This window comes from Arthrobacter oryzae, from assembly GCF_003634095.1.
GTDB lineage: Bacteria > Actinomycetota > Actinomycetes > Actinomycetales > Micrococcaceae > Arthrobacter > Arthrobacter oryzae.
The window spans coordinates 411,417-426,592 of sequence record NZ_RBIR01000002.1 but is presented as its reverse complement, the minus strand read 5'-3'; the positions used below and the strand labels follow the sequence as shown (position 1 = coordinate 426,592).

General features: G+C 67.8%; 16 protein-coding genes and 1 tRNA gene. 11 read left to right on the top strand and 6 right to left on the bottom strand.

Annotated features, from left to right (window positions below):
* Positions 1 to 93 precede the first annotated feature (93 nt).
* From C8D78_RS06300 to C8D78_RS06275, 6 genes are all read left to right on the top strand, one after another.
* Complete coding sequence (locus C8D78_RS06300; RefSeq protein WP_120951210.1) at positions 94 to 708, top strand: nitrobindin family protein; 615 nt, start codon at positions 94 to 96, stop codon at positions 706 to 708.
* Between the two features lie 53 nt (positions 709 to 761).
* Positions 762 to 1,511 carry a flavodoxin family protein gene (locus tag C8D78_RS06295; RefSeq protein WP_120951208.1) on the top strand — a complete coding sequence of 250 codons (750 nt, stop codon included), beginning with the start codon at positions 762 to 764 and terminating at the stop codon, positions 1,509 to 1,511.
* Between the two features lie 139 nt (positions 1,512 to 1,650).
* A complete protein-coding gene (gene ygfZ, locus C8D78_RS06290; RefSeq protein WP_120951206.1) occupies positions 1,651 to 2,733 on the top strand; it encodes a CAF17-like 4Fe-4S cluster assembly/insertion protein YgfZ in 1,083 nt (360 codons plus the stop codon).
* Positions 2,730 to 3,173 carry an ankyrin repeat domain-containing protein gene (locus C8D78_RS06285; RefSeq protein ID WP_120951204.1) on the top strand — a complete coding sequence of 148 codons (444 nt, stop codon included), beginning with the start codon at positions 2,730 to 2,732 and terminating at the stop codon, positions 3,171 to 3,173. The genes ygfZ and C8D78_RS06285 overlap by 4 nt, the downstream gene beginning before the upstream one ends.
* A gap of 121 nt (positions 3,174 to 3,294) precedes the next feature.
* Entirely contained in the window at positions 3,295 to 3,858 is a 564-nt protein-coding gene (locus C8D78_RS06280; protein ID WP_120951202.1) for a PadR family transcriptional regulator, read from the top strand.
* 82 nt (positions 3,859 to 3,940) lie between these two features.
* The gene (locus C8D78_RS06275) at positions 3,941 to 5,512 is read left to right on the top strand and encodes an MFS transporter (protein WP_120951200.1); all 1,572 of its coding nucleotides are present in this window, start codon (positions 3,941 to 3,943) and stop codon (positions 5,510 to 5,512) included.
* Positions 5,513 to 5,546: 34 nt separating this feature from the next.
* On the opposite strand, the gene C8D78_RS06270 is transcribed toward C8D78_RS06275, so the two are convergent.
* The 5 genes from C8D78_RS06270 to C8D78_RS06250 form a co-directional block, all read right to left on the bottom strand.
* Entirely contained in the window at positions 5,547 to 6,257 is a 711-nt protein-coding gene (locus C8D78_RS06270) for a GNAT family N-acetyltransferase (protein ID WP_120951198.1), read from the bottom strand.
* A gap of 106 nt (positions 6,258 to 6,363) precedes the next feature.
* Positions 6,364 to 7,389 carry a 6-phosphofructokinase gene (locus tag C8D78_RS06265; RefSeq protein ID WP_120951196.1) on the bottom strand — a complete coding sequence of 342 codons (1,026 nt, stop codon included), beginning with the start codon at positions 7,387 to 7,389 and terminating at the stop codon, positions 6,364 to 6,366.
* 235 nt (positions 7,390 to 7,624) lie between these two features.
* Positions 7,625 to 7,879 carry a PspC domain-containing protein gene (locus C8D78_RS06260; protein WP_120951194.1) on the bottom strand — a complete coding sequence of 85 codons (255 nt, stop codon included), beginning with the start codon at positions 7,877 to 7,879 and terminating at the stop codon, positions 7,625 to 7,627.
* 3 nt (positions 7,880 to 7,882) lie between these two features.
* A complete protein-coding gene (locus C8D78_RS06255) occupies positions 7,883 to 8,143 on the bottom strand; it encodes a hypothetical protein (RefSeq protein ID WP_120951192.1) in 261 nt (86 codons plus the stop codon).
* A gap of 1 nt (position 8,144) precedes the next feature.
* Entirely contained in the window at positions 8,145 to 9,914 is a 1,770-nt protein-coding gene (locus C8D78_RS06250) for a PspC domain-containing protein (protein WP_120951190.1), read from the bottom strand.
* Positions 9,915 to 10,038: 124 nt separating this feature from the next.
* Between C8D78_RS06250 and C8D78_RS06245 the strand changes: the two genes are divergently transcribed.
* Complete coding sequence (locus C8D78_RS06245) at positions 10,039 to 11,388, top strand: ATP-binding protein (RefSeq protein WP_120951188.1); 1,350 nt, start codon at positions 10,039 to 10,041, stop codon at positions 11,386 to 11,388.
* 128 nt (positions 11,389 to 11,516) lie between these two features.
* A complete protein-coding gene (locus tag C8D78_RS06240; RefSeq protein WP_120951186.1) occupies positions 11,517 to 12,149 on the top strand; it encodes a LuxR C-terminal-related transcriptional regulator in 633 nt (210 codons plus the stop codon).
* Between the two features lie 83 nt (positions 12,150 to 12,232).
* Here the strand turns inward: C8D78_RS06240 and C8D78_RS06235 are convergent, their stop codons facing one another.
* Positions 12,233 to 13,450: a pyridoxal phosphate-dependent aminotransferase gene (locus C8D78_RS06235; protein ID WP_120951184.1), complete on the bottom strand. Its 1,218-nt coding sequence runs from the start codon at positions 13,448 to 13,450 to the stop codon at positions 12,233 to 12,235.
* Positions 13,451 to 13,727: 277 nt separating this feature from the next.
* On the opposite strand from C8D78_RS06235, the gene C8D78_RS06230 reads away from it, so the two are divergent.
* From C8D78_RS06230 to nusG, 3 genes are all read left to right on the top strand, one after another.
* A tRNA-Trp gene (locus C8D78_RS06230) sits at positions 13,728 to 13,800 on the top strand.
* A 79-nt stretch (positions 13,801 to 13,879) separates the two neighbouring features.
* Complete coding sequence (gene secE, locus C8D78_RS06225) at positions 13,880 to 14,164, top strand: preprotein translocase subunit SecE (protein ID WP_120951781.1); 285 nt, start codon at positions 13,880 to 13,882, stop codon at positions 14,162 to 14,164.
* Between the two features lie 113 nt (positions 14,165 to 14,277).
* Positions 14,278 to 15,126 (top strand): transcription termination/antitermination protein NusG, encoded by an 849-nt coding sequence (gene nusG / locus C8D78_RS06220; RefSeq protein WP_120951182.1) that lies wholly within the window; start codon positions 14,278 to 14,280, stop codon positions 15,124 to 15,126.
* Positions 15,127 to 15,176: the final 50 nt, after the last annotated feature.

Below are 15,176 nucleotides of genomic sequence, written 5' to 3'. Positions count from 1 at the left end.
CGTGGTTTGCCGGCTTTGTCGTGTACCGCCTCTTCAAAGGCCAGAAGTAACACCCACGCTTCCCAGACCCCGTAGTTTCCAGAGGTAGTTGCCGTGCCGATTGAAATTCCCACAGACCTGACCCCTGAAATCGTTCCGCTGTCCTGGCTCATCGGTGAGTGGGAGGGACGCGGCCGGCTCGGAGCCGGCGACGAGGACTCAGAGCACTTCCTGCAGCACGTCTCGTTCACGCACAACGGCCTGCCGTACCTGCAGTACCGCGCCGAGAGCTGGCTGACCGACGACGAGGGCACCAAGCTGCGGCCCCTGACGGTCGAGACCGGCTTCTGGGCGCTGGAACGCAAGCAGCGCGAGGAGGACGGCGGCCCCGGCCTGATCCCGGCCGACATCGTTCCCGTGCTCAAGAGCGCCGATGAGGTCGAGGCGCTGCGCAACAGCGACGGCGGATTCGACATCTCCGTGTCGATCGCGCACCCCGGCGGAATCTCGGAACTCTACTACGGCCAGATCAAGGGACCCCAGATCCAGCTCAGCACCGATATGGTGATGCGCGGCAGCCACTCCAAGGAGTACACGGCCGCCACGCGGATTTTCGGGCTCGTGGACGGGAACCTGCTCTGGCGCTGGGATGTCGCTACCGGCAAGGAATCGGGTTCCGGCGGCGGCCTGGAAGCCCATGCATCGGCCATCCTCGCCAAAGTAAGCTAAACGCACGGTCTCACAGATTTTTCCGTTGTCAGCATCGACCAGGGAGAAACGCCGTGAACGAGGAAGCCAGCAGCACAACCACCAGCGCAGCCACCGGCACCACCGGCTATGCCGATCTCAAAGCCGTGTACTTCAACGGCACCCTGAAGAAGTCCCCGGACGTGTCCAACACCCAGGGCCTGATTGAGGTCAGCCGCAGAATCATGGAGAAACACGGTGTCACCACCCGCGTGATCCGGACCGTGGACCACGACGTCGCCAGCGGGGTCTACCCGGACATGCGCGAACACGGCTGGGCCACCGACGAATGGCCGGAGCTCTACCCGGCCGTTGAGGAAGCGGACATCGTGGTGGTGGCCGGACCGATCTGGCTTGGCGACAATTCTTCGCAGACCAAGAAACTCATCGAACGCCTGTATGCGCACTCCGGGCAGCTGAACGCGAAGGGCCAGTGGGCCTACTATCCCAAGGTCGGCGGTTGCCTCATCACCGGCAACGAGGACGGGATCAAGCACTGCGCCATGAACGTGCTCTACAGCCTGCAGCACATCGGGTTCACGATCCCGCCGCAGGCCGACGCCGGGTGGATCGGTCCGGTGGGGCCGGGGCCGAGCTACCTTGACGAAGGTTCCGGGGGCCCGGACAGCGATTTCACCAACCGCAACACCACCTTCATGACCTGGAACATGCTGCACCTGGCGCGCATGCTCAAGGACGCCGGCGGCATTCCGGCATACGGCAACCTCCCCGACGCCTGGAAAGCCGGCACCCGCTTCGACTTCGAAAATCCGGAATACCGCTGAGCCGGCCCCTGCCCCCTGAATCCCCGCCCCTGAAACCCCTGCCCCCCGAAACCCCGGCAGCCCGGACCCCCGGGCACCCTCCCGCGTCCCTGACCGTCGGCGCCGGAATACGACCACAGTTAAGGACGTTCCTTTCAATATGACTACCAAGAGCCCCCTGTTGTCGCGCCCGGCCGCTGTCGAGGCCGGCGGTGCCGACGCCGGCGTCGCCGCCCACTACGGGGAGCCGCTCCGCGAGCAGCGGGCGCTGGCCGCGGGCACCGCCGTCGTCGATCTTTCAAACCGCGGGGTGGTGACCGTTAGCGGGCCGGACCGCCTCAGTTGGCTCAACACCCTGTCCTCCCAGCAGCTCACGGGCCTGGCCCCCGGGCAGTCCACCGAGCTGCTGTTGCTCAGCGTCCAGGGCCGGATCGAATTCGACGCCCGGGTGGTGGATGACGGCGCCACAACGTGGCTGATCGTCGAGGGAGCGGAAGCTGGCCCGCTGGCCGAATGGCTCACCCGGATGAAGTTCATGCTCCGGGTCGAGGTCGCCGACGTCTCCGCGGACTGGGCCGTGCTCGGCTCCACCCGCCGGATCCAGGAGTGGCCGCAGTTCCTGGTCTGGGAAGATCCCTGGCCGCATGTGGGCGCGGGCGGCTACTCCTATGCCGTCGTGGGCGAGGACGCCCATCCCGGCTTGGAGCGGCCATGGTTCGAGTACCTCGTGCCGGCCGCCGACCTTGCCGCCACGGTGGGGGACCGGGCCCTCGCCGGCACCCTCGCTGCCGAGGCGCTGCGGATCGCCGCATGGCGCCCCCGGTGGGGCGCCGAAACCGACGACAAGACGATTCCGCACGAGCTCGACCTGCTCCGCACCGCCGTTCACCTGTCCAAGGGCTGCTACAAGGGCCAGGAGACGGTCGCCCGCGTCCACAACCTGGGCCATCCGCCGCGGCGGCTCGTATTCCTGCAGCTTGACGGCTCCCAGCACACGCTGCCGGCCGTCGGCAGCGAGGTGCGGGCGGGCGAGCGCAAGGTGGGGACCGTGACCTCCGTGGGGCAGCACTACGAAATGGGGCCGGTGGCCCTGGCCGTCATCAAGCGCTCGGTCGCCCCGGACGAGGTCCTGACCGTCGCCGACGGCGACGAGACTTATGCCGCGGCGCAGGAGCTCATTGTGGCACCCGACGCCGGCCAGGTGGTGGGCCGCCAGACCGGCTTCCTGCGGGGTACCCGATGAACGGCGAGTCCACGCCGGGCGAGCCGGCCGTAAGCGATCCGGCAGTAGACGAGTCCGGTGCCGCTCCCGACGACGCGACGCTGGCGCTGGCGCACGCGCTCTTCGATGCGGCCCGCGAGGGGAACTCCGCCGTGCTCGGCAGCTACCTGGCCGCCGGCGCCCCGGCCACGCTGACCAATGCTTCCGGTGACTCGCTCGTCATGCTGGCGGCCTACCACGGCCATGCCGGCACGGTCCGGCTGATCCTGGACCACGGCGGTGACGCCAACCTCGCCAATGACCGCGGCCAGACCCCGCTGGCCGGCGCCGTCTTCAAGGGCTACACGGACGTGGCCCGCGAGCTGCTGGAAGCCGGGGCGGATCCGGACGCCGGGACCCCCTCCGCCCGGGCAGCCGCGCAGATGTTTGCCCGGGCGGACATCCTGGCGCTGCTCGGCTGACCAAACCGGCTTCCCGGGCCGGTGACATGTGTCCCGGGCAGGGAAGGTTGCCTCCATATATTCCGCGTGGAATAATCGTTATGGAGTAATCACAAGGTCGCACGGAAAAGGACACAACACCATGGCCCGGGCATCCGCCTTGACACCGTTGGGTGTCGCCGCGCTCTCCTTGCTCGTGGAAGAACCGATGCATCCCTACGAGATGTACCAGCTCCTGATCGCACGCCATGAGGACCGCCTGATCAAGGTCCGGCCAGGGACGCTCTATCACGCCGTCGGGCGGCTGGAGGAGCAGGGCCTGGTTGCGGCCACCGGAACGGACCGGGAAGGTAACCGCCCGGAGCGCACCACGTACACGATCTCGGCAGCCGGCCGGGAGGCGCTCACGGCGCGGCTGCAGGACATGCTCGCCACCCCGGCCAACGAATACCCGTCCTTCCCCCTGGCCATCTCCGAGGCCTACAACCTGCCTGCTGGCGTCGTGGTTGAACTCCTGGACCGGCGGCTCGAGGCGCTGCAGCAGCAGCTCGATTTCCTCGACTCCGGCGAGGAACTGCTCCGGAAGAAGGGCGTCGAGCGCAAGTACTGGGTCGACGTTCAGTACCAGCAGAGCATGCTGCGCACCGAAGCCGCATGGATCCGCAGCCTGCAAAACGAGCTCAGCAACGGCGACCTTCCGTGGTGACGGCCTCACGGCACCCCGCTCCGGACCTCCGCCGCCCCCACTATTGCCCATCCAGCATCCGCACCAGCCCCTAAGGAACCCCATGGAAAACGTAGCCCGGCCATGGCCGGCACTCTGGTCCCTGGTGATCGGCTTCTTCATGATCCTGATCGACACCACCATCGTCTCGGTGGCCAACCCCAGCATCATGAAGGGCCTGAACACCGATATCAACTCGGTCATCTGGGTCACCAGCGCCTACCTGCTCGCCTACGCCGTGCCGCTGCTCATCACGGGCCGGCTCGGTGACCGATTCGGACCGAAGAAGCTCTACCTGTCCGGACTCGTCGTCTTCACCCTGGCATCGCTGTGGTGCGGGCTCTCCGGCGATGTCCAGACCCTCATTGCGGCGCGGGTGGTCCAGGGCTTCGGCGCTGCCATGATGACGCCGCAGACCATGGCCGTGATCACCCGGATCTTCGCGCCGGACCGCCGCGGAGCCGCCATGGGCATCTGGGGTGCCACGGCCGGCGTCGCCACCCTGGTCGGCCCGATCCTAGGCGGCGTCCTGGTGGACGGCCTCGGCTGGGAATGGATCTTCTTCATCAACATCCCGGTCGGCATCGCGGGATTCGTCCTCGCGATGCGATTCGTCCCGTCGCTGAGCACCCACCCGCACAAGTTCGACATTCCCGGCGTGCTGCTCAGCGCCCTTGGACTCTTCCTGCTGGTCTTCGGCATCCAGGAGGGTGAGACCTACGACTGGGGAACTATCGCGGGCCCGATCACCGTCTGGGGCCTGATCATCAGCGGCATCGTCGTGCTGGTTGTCTTCGTCCTGTGGCAGAAGTTCAACAAGGGTGAACCGCTGCTGCCCCTGTCCCTCTTCAAGGACCGGAATTTCTCCCTCGCCAACATCGCGATCACCACTGTGGGCTTCACCGTCACGGCCTTCAGCCTGCCGCTGATCTTCTACTACCAGATCGTCCGCGGCCTGACCCCCACCCAGTCGGCCCTGATGATGGTGCCGATGGCGCTGATCTCGGGCGGTCTGGCGCCCGTCGTCGGCCGCATCATCGACAGGGTCAACCCGAAATTCATCACCGCGACGGGCCTGGTCCTGATGTCCGTGGCACTGTTCTGGAATTCGCTGCTCATGCACCCGGACACCTCCATCTGGCTGTTCCTGCTCCCCAGCGCCGTGCTGGGCTTCGCCAATGCGGGAATCTGGGCGCCGTTGAGCTCCACCGTCACGCGTAACCTGCCGCCGCGGCAGGCCGGCGCCGGCTCAGGCGTCTACAACACCACCCGCCAGATCGGCGCCGTGCTCGGCAGCGCCGCCATCGCCGTCCTCATTCAGGCGCGGCTGGCGGCCGAGCTTCCCGCCCGTCCCGGAGCAGGCGGGAACACCAGCCCGATGGGCTTCGGCGGGGCCTTGCCGGAACCGCTCCGTGAAGGATTCTCGACGGCGATGGGCCAGTCCATCCTGCTGCCGGCGGCAGTGATCCTGCTCGGCGCAGCCGTGGCGCTCTTCTTCGCCAAGCCCAAGCCGGTCCAGGGCTGGGGCGCGCCGGCTCCGGCCGCGGCAACAGCCACGGCTGCTTCGGCGGAAACTGCAGCTCCGGTTGCAGACACGGACGCCGGCGCCGACAGGGCCTCCGCAGAGCGCCGCTAGCCCCAAGGCCTCCTTCGGCGCCGCGGCATCCGGATCAGCCCAGCAGGACGCTGGTCTGGATGCCGCCCGCGGAGAAGCCGAGACTGCGGGCAAGCGCGAGGGATCCCTTGTTGCTGACCTCGGAGCGCCACTGCAGGGTCAGCCCGGCGGCGAGGGCCTCGTGCGCGGCTATCGAGGCGGCCAGTTTGCCCAGACCGCGGCGGCGCCATTCCGGGGCCACCAGCACTCCCAGATGGGCCAGGAGCCCCTCCCACTCGGTGTATGCGCCGCAGGCCACGGGTGTCCGGCGCCCGTCTTCGATATGCATGACGGTGAAGCGGTGTTCGAGGTCCGCGATGCCCACCTCGTTGACGTCGTCGGGCGGGCAGAACGACTCCAGTTCGATCGCTTCAGGGTTCCCGTGCGAGACGGTCAGCTCCTCGGAAGGCTGCTGCAGGGGCAGATCGTCGGCGAAGAAGAGCGCGGCTGCCCCCAGCCCGTGGCCACCGTGGCCGCGGGTGATGGTCAGCAGCGTCACGTGCTGGGCAAGTTCTCCGTCGGAGAGGCCGGCGGCGGCATCCAAGGCCCACTGCGGGCCCACCAGGGCGGAGTTGCCGAACAGGCGGACAAACTGCACCGACCGGGCAGCTTCATCGGCCCGGGTCAGCCGTTCACCTGCGGCGGCCGCGAAAGCGCCGTCGTCGAACCCCAGCCGGCGGGCCCATGCGAGCTGGACTATTTCAGCGGAACCGGGCTCGAGAGTCATGCATTAACCCTACCCACCGCGGCGCCGGGCCCGGCTGAGGTGTGCCGGGCCCGGCATGCCGCAACGGTATTGGCGACTTCAGGCCGCGTTCCCGTCGGCGGCCGCTTTAGCCGAAGAGGACGGCGGCCTCGTCATAGCGGGTCTGTGGCACGGACTTGAGATTGCCGAGTGCGGCGTCGAAACCGACATGGACAATGTCCGTGCCGTGCAGCGAAACCATCGTGCCCCAGCGCTTCTCCACCACCGAGTCGATGGCCGCCATGCCCAGGCGAGTGGCCAGGACACGGTCGAACGCCGTCGGGACGCCTCCGCGCTGGATGTGGCCAAGGACCGTGGCCCGGGTCTCGATGCCGGTACGCTGTTCCAGCTCGGGGGCCAGCATTTCGGCGATGCCGCCGAGCCGAGGGCGGCCGAAGGTGTCCAGTCCGCGCTCCGAATGCGGGGACTCCTGGCCCTCCGGCACGAAGCCCTCGGCAACGACAACCAGCGGGGCGCGCCCGCGGTCGCGGGCGGAGACCACCCACTCGGCGATCTGTTCCATGGAGGCTTTCTGCTCCGGGATCAGGATGGCGTGGGCACCGGATGCCATCCCGGCATGGAGGGCGATCCAGCCCACGTGACGGCCCATGACCTCGGCGATCATGCACCGGTGATGGGACTCTCCTGTGGTGCGCAGCCGGTCTATCGCCTCGGTGGCGATTTCCACCGCGGTGTCGAAGCCGAAGGTGTAGTCCGTGGCATCGAGGTCGTTGTCGACCGTCTTGGGCACACCCACGATCTTCAGGCCGGCGTCGGTGAGCCGCTTCGCCGCGGCCAAAGTGCCCTCGCCCCCGATGGCGATGATGGCGTCGATCCCCAGCCGGTCCATGTTGGCTTTGATGACCTCGGGGCCGCCGCCGTTCTCGAACGGGTTGGTGCGGGACGTGCCCAGGATGGTGCCGCCCTGCTTGGCGATGCCGCGGACCATGGTGCGGGGAATTTCAACGATGTCGCCCTCGACAACCCCGCGCCAGCCGTCCCGGAATCCCACGAACTGCTGGCCATGGACGGCGATGCCCTTCAGAACGGCGCCGCGAATGACGGCATTCAGTCCGGGGCAGTCTCCGCCGCTGGTGAGGATTCCAATTTTCATATCTCGGCTCAAATCCTGGTTTGAAGGGGTACAGGCAGAGCGCCACGCTGAGCTCACCTAGAGTCTAGTGGCGCGTGTGGGGCAGGACACAAACGGTTACACAGGAGTGCCCCCGCGGTGAGGCGGGGGCACTCTCGCGTGCCGGGGAACTGCCCGGCTGGCGTCTTGCGCGCCGGCGTGGGCCGCCCGGCGCCGCATCGGCCGCCAAGGCCGCCCGGGCCGCCCAAGGGCCGGGCTAGGACCGGGAGGATCGCTTCGCGAGGAAGGTTTCCAGGATGATTGCGTTCCGCTGGTCCGGAAGGAGGAGCCAGGCCGCGAGGTACAACACGAAGGCCGGGCCGGGCAGCAGGCTCAGGAGCAGGTAAGCGATGCGGACAAAGGCCACGTCCACGTTCAATTTGGCGGCAATCCCGCCGCAGACGCCGCCAACCCAGCGCTGCGGACCACGTTTCAGGCCGAAGCCCCGGATGGTGTCGAAGAATTTATCCATGGTTCAAGACTTCCCTGAAGTTGATTTATTGTCACGCCTGCGTGCCGAGAGTAGTCCGCCGACAATGAGGGCGGCGCCCGCCCCGACCATCAGGCCGATCAGGACATAGGTGCCATTGAGGGCCACGATGCCGAGCGTGGAAACGATGATCAATGCGGCCAGGGCCAGAACTATCAGTCCCCAAACCACTGTCCCCACCCGGGCGGGGGATCCGGCAGCTTCCGCGTCCTGCCCGGCGGCCCGTGAGTCGTCATAGCTGCTCATGTCAGTTGCCTTCCTTGATGGTCACGTTGCTGACGGTCCCGGAGATCTTCACGACCATCGGGGCGCCTGGTTTGGAGGTGTTGTAGTCGCTCTGCTGGTTAGTCATGCCGCCGTGGTCCTGGTTGCCTTCGTGGAGGTTGCCCATGGTCAGGTCCGCCTGGATCCGGACGGGGACTGTGGCGGGGATGACGACGGTCAGATTGCTGGCAGTCGCGTCGATCGGCACAACGAGGTCGGAACCCAGCGGCGGGTTCAGCGCCATTTTGGTCAGGTCCACCGTTCCTCTGCCGCCGGTAATCTCGAAGCCGCCGCTGGCCTGTTCAATGCTTGACGGCGTCCAGTCGGCATTCTGGAACCGGAACCGGTCTCCGTGCGGAACCACACTGAAAATCCCGCCGATCAGCAGGGCCACGACGGCGAAGAAGCCAAGGATCCCCGAAGTCCGGCCACGCAGCCCGGCAACCAGGATCCCTAGGCCCAGGATGGCGGCGGCAACGGCCCAGACCAGTGCATTGCCGTAATCGCCGAGAGCGATCACGTGGGCGGCGTCGAGCGCCTTGATCCCGCCGCCCACCATCAGGGCTGCCCCGACGGTAATCGCGACGGCGGGTGTGCCTGGGCCAAGGTTGCGCGGCGTGGCCGGAGGGGGCGTAGCGCCGGCGCCATAGCCGCCAGGCGGAACCGGGCCGGGCGGAGTGGGTCCCGACGGCGGGGGAGGTCCCCAGGCCTGGCCGGGTGCGGAGCCGTCGACAGCCTGCCCGAAGGCAGGGGCGCCGGCCGGCGGGAAGCCCCCGGCCGGGTGCGGCTCAGCGCCGGCGCGGGCGGCACCGGCAACAGTCCCGGCGCCGGCCAGACTACTGGAGTCGTAGCGCGACGGCATGGGAGCGGCTCCGTTCCGGGTCTTGTTGCGCTGAGTGAGGTAGTAGACGAGGTAGATGGCGCCGCCCACCCAGAAAGCGGTCCAGACGAAGGCGCCAAAGCCGAACCTGTCCCAGCCCCAGACTCCGGTGCCCAGGCTGGGGAACCCGATGACCGTGGTGATCAGCGCGCCGGTCATCCCGGCTGTCCACCGGCCCGCGGCGGCTTCCTGGACATGAATGCGGCCGTCAGGTTCGGGCAGCAGGGCCCACGCGACGCCGTAGGCGAGCACGCCAAGCCCGGCGAAAATCGTCAGGACAATCAGGACGCCGCGAATTATCAGGGGGTCGACGCCGAGCCGGTGGGCAATGCCGCTGGCCACGCCACCGATCCAGCGGTCGCGTCCGCGGTAGATGCCCTGGCTGCGGATCCAGTCGAAGAAGTTCTGTCCCTGCCCCCGGGGCGTCTGTCCGCCCGGCCACGGGCCGCCCGCCGGCCCACCCGGCGATGCAGCCGGGTCACCAAGCGGCGGGAGGGCATACGGCCCTTCAGGATCGCCGGGCGGGTAGAGCCGCGGGGGCTCCGGGGGGCCGCCCGGCCCGGCGCCGGGAGCAGCGGCGGGCAGGTCAGCTGCCGGAACGTCGGGGGAGGCTTGTTCAGCTGCCGGGGCGTCGGGGGAGGCCTGGTTAGCTGCGGGGGCGTCGGGGGAGGCCTGGTTAGCTGCGGGGGCGTCGGGGGAGGCCTGGTTAGCTGCGGGGGCGTCGGGGGAGGCCTGGTCAGCTGCCGGAACGTTGGTACCGGAAAGGTCCGGGGTGGGCCGACCCGAGGCGGGAAGCTCGGCGTCTGGCCGATCGGTCGACGGCCGGCCTGCGGAGGCCTGGCCTTCATCGGGGTGCGGAGTGTGCGGGTTCATACTTCGATCCTGCCCGTTCCCCGTGACGGGCTCTACTGGGGAACACCCTGAACCGTCCCTGAGCGGCCCCCGGTTCGGCATGCAAACGCGTCCGGGAAACCCCGATCCGTGCTTGGATTGATCCATGACCTCCCCGCCCGTCCGCCCGCCGCTGGTCCGCAGCAGCGACCGCGTGATTGCCGGCGTGTGCGCAGGCCTCGCCGCCCACTTGGGCTGGCCGGTCCGCATGGTCAGGATCGGCATGGTGGTGGCTGCGCTCGCGGGCGGGGCAGGAGTGGCCTTTTACGCCTGGCTTTGGATCATGGTGCCCACGGCGGACGAAAGCGCCAGGCGAAACGCCCGCCGGCCGGCGTCGCCAATCGCCCCCGCCGTCAGCGCCCCGGAAGACACCGCGGCCGCCGATCCTTCCGGGACCCAGACGGTGGCGCCGCGAGAGGCCCGGCGGTCCAGGGTCCCGGGTTTGCCGTTCGGCAAAGAGATCCTGCTGGGCGCGGGCCTGCTGCTGGCAGCCGGAATCCTGATCGCCCGTAACTTCGGCATCGACGTACCGCTGGGCACCCTGATCCCGGTCGCGGCAATCCTGGGCGGTGCCGCGATCGCCTGGATGCAATTGGACGAGACCCGCCGGGCGGGTCTCGTGGACAAGACCAAGGCCAACCAGGCCGGCGGCTGGGCGCGCCTCGCGGCCGGGCTGGCCCTGGTGGTGGCCGGCGTGCTGGTGATGGTATCCGGCTCGGGGTCCTGGGAACAGACCTGGCTGGCCCTTCTGGCCTCGGTGGCGGTGCTCGGCGGCGTGGCCCTCGTGCTGCTGCCCTGGGGGCTGAAATTTTGGCGGGACCTGGAGACAGAACGCGCGGGGCGTGTGCGTGCCACCGAGCGTGCCGAGATCGCCGCGCACCTCCACGACTCCGTGCTCCAGACCCTCGCCCTGATCCAGCGCCGTGCCGGCAACGAGCACGACGTCATCAGGCTGGCCCGTGCCCAGGAACGCGAGCTGCGGGGCTGGCTGTACCGGGATGCCGGCAACGATTCCGGCCAGCTGTCCGAAGGCATCAAAGCCGCCGCCGCCGAGGTGGAAGACTCCCTGGGACACCCGGTCGAAGTGGTCACCGTGGGGGACTGCGCCATGACCCAGCGCCACGAGGCCCTCGTCCAGGCGGCCCGCGAGGCCATGCTGAACGCCGCGCGCCACGGAGGCGGCGCGGTGTCCGTCTACCTGGAAGTCACCGATGCCGCCGCAGAGGTATTCGTCAAGGACCGGGGGCCAGGTTTCGACCCGGATTCGGTTCCCCCGGACCGGCTCGGCGTGCGGGAGTCGATCATCGGACGGATGAACCGCCATGGCGGCACCGCCGCCATCCTCAGCAGCCCCGACGGCACCGAGGTGCGGCTCCGGCTGCCCGTCACGGCCCCCGCATCTGCCGCAGCTGCCGGAACTGCCGCCAACAACACCAACGGAGAGGCCAGGCCGTGACCAACCCAGTACCAGGAAACCCTTTGCCAGGACAGCCTGCGCCAGGAAACCGGCCTGCACCGGCAAGCCGGGCGCCGGGGCAAGCCCTACCAGGAAGCCCTGCAAGCGCCGACCGTGCCCCGGTCCGGGTGGTGATTGTGGACGACCACGCGATCTTTCGCTCCGGGTTGAAAGCGGATCTGGATCCGGACATCGTCGTCGCGGGCGAGGCAGGCACCGTGGAGGAGGCGATCGCCGTCGTCGCGGCCCAGCGTCCCGACGTCGTGCTGCTGGACGTCCATCTCCCCGGTGGCCGCGGCGGCGGCGGACGCGAGGTGCTGGCCGGCTCGGTGCCGCTGCTGGGCAGCACGCGGTTTCTGGCGCTGAGCGTCTCCGACGCCGCCGAGGACGTGGTATCCGTGATCCGGGCCGGTGCGCGCGGCTATGTCACCAAGACGATTTCAGGGGCCGAGATCAGCCGTGCCGTCCGCCGCGTGGCCGGCGGGGACGCCGTCTTCTCGCCCCGGCTGGCGGGATTTGTCCTGGACGCGTTCGGCACCGCCCCCGCGGACATCGCCGATGACCAGCTGGACAAGCTCTCGGCGCGGGAGCTCGAGGTGATGCGCCTGATCGCCCGCGGCTACAGCTACAAGGAAGTGGCCAAGGAACTGTTCATCTCGATCAAGACAGTCGAAACCCACGTCTCGGCGGTGCTGCGCAAGCTCCAGCTCTCCAGCCGCCACGAACTGACCCGCTGGGCCGCCGAGCGCCGCCTCCTATAAACCCAGGATGCGCTATCACTTAAGGTTCTTCTGCCGCGGCAATAAGGACCCCAGGTGATAGCGCATCGGGAGGTTGGGGCGGGCTACTTCGCCTTGCCGAGGAAGTCCTGCAGGCGGGCGACGCCCGTAGCCAGGTCTTCGTCTCCCAGCGCATAGGACAGGCGCAGGTAGCCGGACGGACCGAACGCCTCGCCGGGAACCACTGCGACCTCCACCTCGTCCAGGATCAGCGTGGCCAGTTCGGCGGAGGTGGCGGGCCGCACCGGACCGTTTGCCGACGGGAACTCCTTGCCCAGCAGCGCGCGGACGTCCGCGTACACGTAGAAGGCGCCCTTCGGCGTCGGGCATTCAACACCGTCAATCGCGTTCAGGCCCGCGACGATTGCCTTGCGGCGGCGGTCAAAGGCCACCTTCATCTCATCGACGGCGGTCAGCGGCCCGGACACGGCGGCGAGGGCCGCAATCTGCATGATGTTGGAGACGTTCGACGTCGCGTGGGACTGCAGGTTGGTGGCGGCCTTGATGACGTCCGCCGGTCCGATCATCCAGCCCACGCGCCAGCCCGTCATGGCGTAGGTCTTGGCGACGCCGTTGAGGATGACCACCTTGTCGCCCAGTTCGGGAACGGCCGTGGCGATCGAGGTGAACGGCACGCCGTCGTAGGTGAGGTGCTCGTAGATCTCGTCGGTGACAACCCACAGGCCGTTGGCCGCCGCCCACTGACCGATCGCCTTCACCTGCTCCGGCGAGTACACGGCGCCGGTGGGGTTCGAGGGGGAGACGAAGAGGAGGATCTTGGTGCGATCCGTGAGTGCGGCCTCCAGCTGGTCCACGGTGACCAGGTACTCCTGCTCCGGGCCCGCGAAGACCTCGACGGGCACGCCGCCGGCCAGCCGTATGGCCTCGGGGTAGGTGGTCCAGAACGGGGTGGGAACGATGACCTCGTCGCCCGGGTCCAGGAGCGTGGCGAAGGTGTTGTAGACAGCCTGCTTTCCGCCGTTAGTCACCAGCACCTGGGATGCTTCGGCCTTGTAGCCGGAGTCCCGGAGCGTCTTCTCCGCGATGGCCTGCTTGAGCTCCGGCAGGCCGCCGGCGGGGGAGTAGCGGTGGTACTTCGGCTGACTGGCGGCCTCGATAGCGGCCTGCACAATGTAGCCGGGGGTCGGAAAATCGGGTTCCCCGGCGCCGAAACCAATGACCGGCCGGCCGGCTGCCTTCAGCGCCTTCGCCTTGGCATCGACGGCCAGAGTGGCGGATTCGGCTATGGCGGAAATGCGCTGGGAAATGCGGGCAGCAGACATGGGCGGGTCCGTTCTTCGCTGGCAGCTGGAAGGCTGGATGTGGGAATCGACGAAATCTACTCTATGCTGTTCAGCGGATCCCCCGGGGTGCCGGATCGGAAATGTGACTGACTGCTGTCAGTTGGTTTTCGCGGGCACGCAGGGGTCCGAGAGAGGGCCGGTTCGACGTAGGCGCAGTTGTTGCGTAGACTGGTTCTCCGGTGTTGAAAACACGATGATGGCCTGCGCCTCAGGGAAGCCTGCGGATTGCATTGGCCGGAGCGGATTTTCGCCCCGAAGGGTAGTGGCGCAATTGGTAGCGCAGCGGTCTCCAAAACCGCAGGTTGCAGGTTCGAGTCCTGTCTGCCCTGCGCATGCTGTTCCGGATCATCCGGAGCAAGCGCAGCAACCATGGTTCAGTTCAGAGCCGGGTATCCGATCATTGCGAGGATGAGTGAGGACCAGGTGACCGAAACGGCTGCCAGCAGCTCCAAAGGCCGCCCCGCCAAGAATGCCGTCAAGCCCGGCTTCTTTGCTCGCATCGCGATCTTCGTCCGCCAGGTCATTGGCGAGCTGAAGAAGGTCGTCGCACCGACCCGTAAAGAACTGATCAACTACACGATCGTGGTGCTGGTGTTCGTGACCATCATGATGGTGATCGTCACCCTGCTTGACCTGGCCTTCGGGACCGCGGTCAGCTGGGTCTTCGGCGGCAGCGGCCCCGCGAACCGCTAAGGCGACCGCTCCGCAGACTGCGTGGAGGCCCCGGGAAACCGGAGATTCCGCGGGGTGTGCGGAATTGAGTCATTTAAATAGGCATGTTAGGCAATGAGGAAGCAGGAGACCAAGTGTCTGAGCAGGAGCTCGAGGTAACTGAGACTGAGCTGGATAAGAGCCAGGACGCCGCGGTGGAAGCCGCGGAAGAGTCCGAGGCTGTGTCTGCTGCGCCCGAATCCGACGTCACTGACGAGGCCGTAGCCACGGAAGGCGACGCCGAGGCAGCTGTTGCCGAAGCTGGCGATGCTGAAGAAACCGACGCCGAAGCCGGCGACGCTGAGGACACGGACGCGCTGGCAGCGGCGGCCGCCAAGGCCGACGTCGACCCCGCCGATGAGTTCAAGGCCAAGCTGCGCCGCCAGGAGGGTGACTGGTACGTCATTCACTCCTACGCCGGTTACGAGAACCGCGTCAAGGCCAACCTTGAGACCCGCATCCAGACCCTGGACATGGAAGATTACATCTTCGAAATCCAGGTTCCGATGGAGGAAGTCGTTGAGATCAAGAACGCTCAGCGCAAGGTCATCAACCGCGTCCGCATCCCCGGCTACGTCCTGGTCCGCATGGACCTGACGGACGCCTCCTGGGGCGCCGTCCGCCACACCCCGGGTGTCACCGGCTTCGTGGGCAACGCCCACAACCCGGTCCCGCTGCGCCTCGACGAGGTCTTCTCCATGCTCGCCCCGGTCTTCGAAGAAGAGCAGGCCGAGAAGGGCAAGCCGGTCAAGCACGCCGCCGCCCAGGTCGACGTCGACTTCGAGGTTGGCGAGTCCGTCATCGTCAAGGAGGGCCCGTTCGAGACCCTTCCCGCCACGATCTCCGAGATCAAGATCGATTCCCAGACCCTCGTGGTGCTGGTGTCCATCTTCGAACGCGAGACTCCGGTCACCCTGGCGTTCAACCAGGTCAGCAAGATCTAGCTGACCCACTAGAATTCGCCCCGGACTGCCCGCTTAGCAGCCACGGGGCG

What these genes read in the sequence shown, in the direction of transcription:
- ygfZ (WP_120951206.1), top strand. Translation starts at nt 1,651, where the DNA reads ATGACTACCAAGAGCCCCCTGTTGTCGCGCCCGGCCGCTGTCGAGGCC.
- C8D78_RS06285 (WP_120951204.1), top strand. Translation starts at nt 2,730, where the DNA reads ATGAACGGCGAGTCCACGCCGGGCGAGCCGGCCGTAAGCGATCCGGCA.
- C8D78_RS06280 (WP_120951202.1), top strand. Translation starts at nt 3,295, where the DNA reads ATGGCCCGGGCATCCGCCTTGACACCGTTGGGTGTCGCCGCGCTCTCC.
- C8D78_RS06275 (WP_120951200.1), top strand. Translation starts at nt 3,941, where the DNA reads ATGGAAAACGTAGCCCGGCCATGGCCGGCACTCTGGTCCCTGGTGATC.
- C8D78_RS06270 (WP_120951198.1), bottom strand. Translation starts at nt 6,257, where the DNA reads ATGACTCTCGAGCCCGGTTCCGCTGAAATAGTCCAGCTCGCATGGGCC.
- C8D78_RS06265 (WP_120951196.1), bottom strand. Translation starts at nt 7,389, where the DNA reads ATGAAAATTGGAATCCTCACCAGCGGCGGAGACTGCCCCGGACTGAAT.
- C8D78_RS06260 (WP_120951194.1), bottom strand. Translation starts at nt 7,879, where the DNA reads ATGGATAAATTCTTCGACACCATCCGGGGCTTCGGCCTGAAACGTGGT.
- C8D78_RS06255 (WP_120951192.1), bottom strand. Translation starts at nt 8,143, where the DNA reads ATGAGCAGCTATGACGACTCACGGGCCGCCGGGCAGGACGCGGAAGCT.
- C8D78_RS06250 (WP_120951190.1), bottom strand. Translation starts at nt 9,914, where the DNA reads ATGAACCCGCACACTCCGCACCCCGATGAAGGCCAGGCCTCCGCAGGC.
- C8D78_RS06245 (WP_120951188.1), top strand. Translation starts at nt 10,039, where the DNA reads ATGACCTCCCCGCCCGTCCGCCCGCCGCTGGTCCGCAGCAGCGACCGC.
- C8D78_RS06235 (WP_120951184.1), bottom strand. Translation starts at nt 13,450, where the DNA reads ATGTCTGCTGCCCGCATTTCCCAGCGCATTTCCGCCATAGCCGAATCC.
- secE (WP_120951781.1), top strand. Translation starts at nt 13,880, where the DNA reads ATGAGTGAGGACCAGGTGACCGAAACGGCTGCCAGCAGCTCCAAAGGC.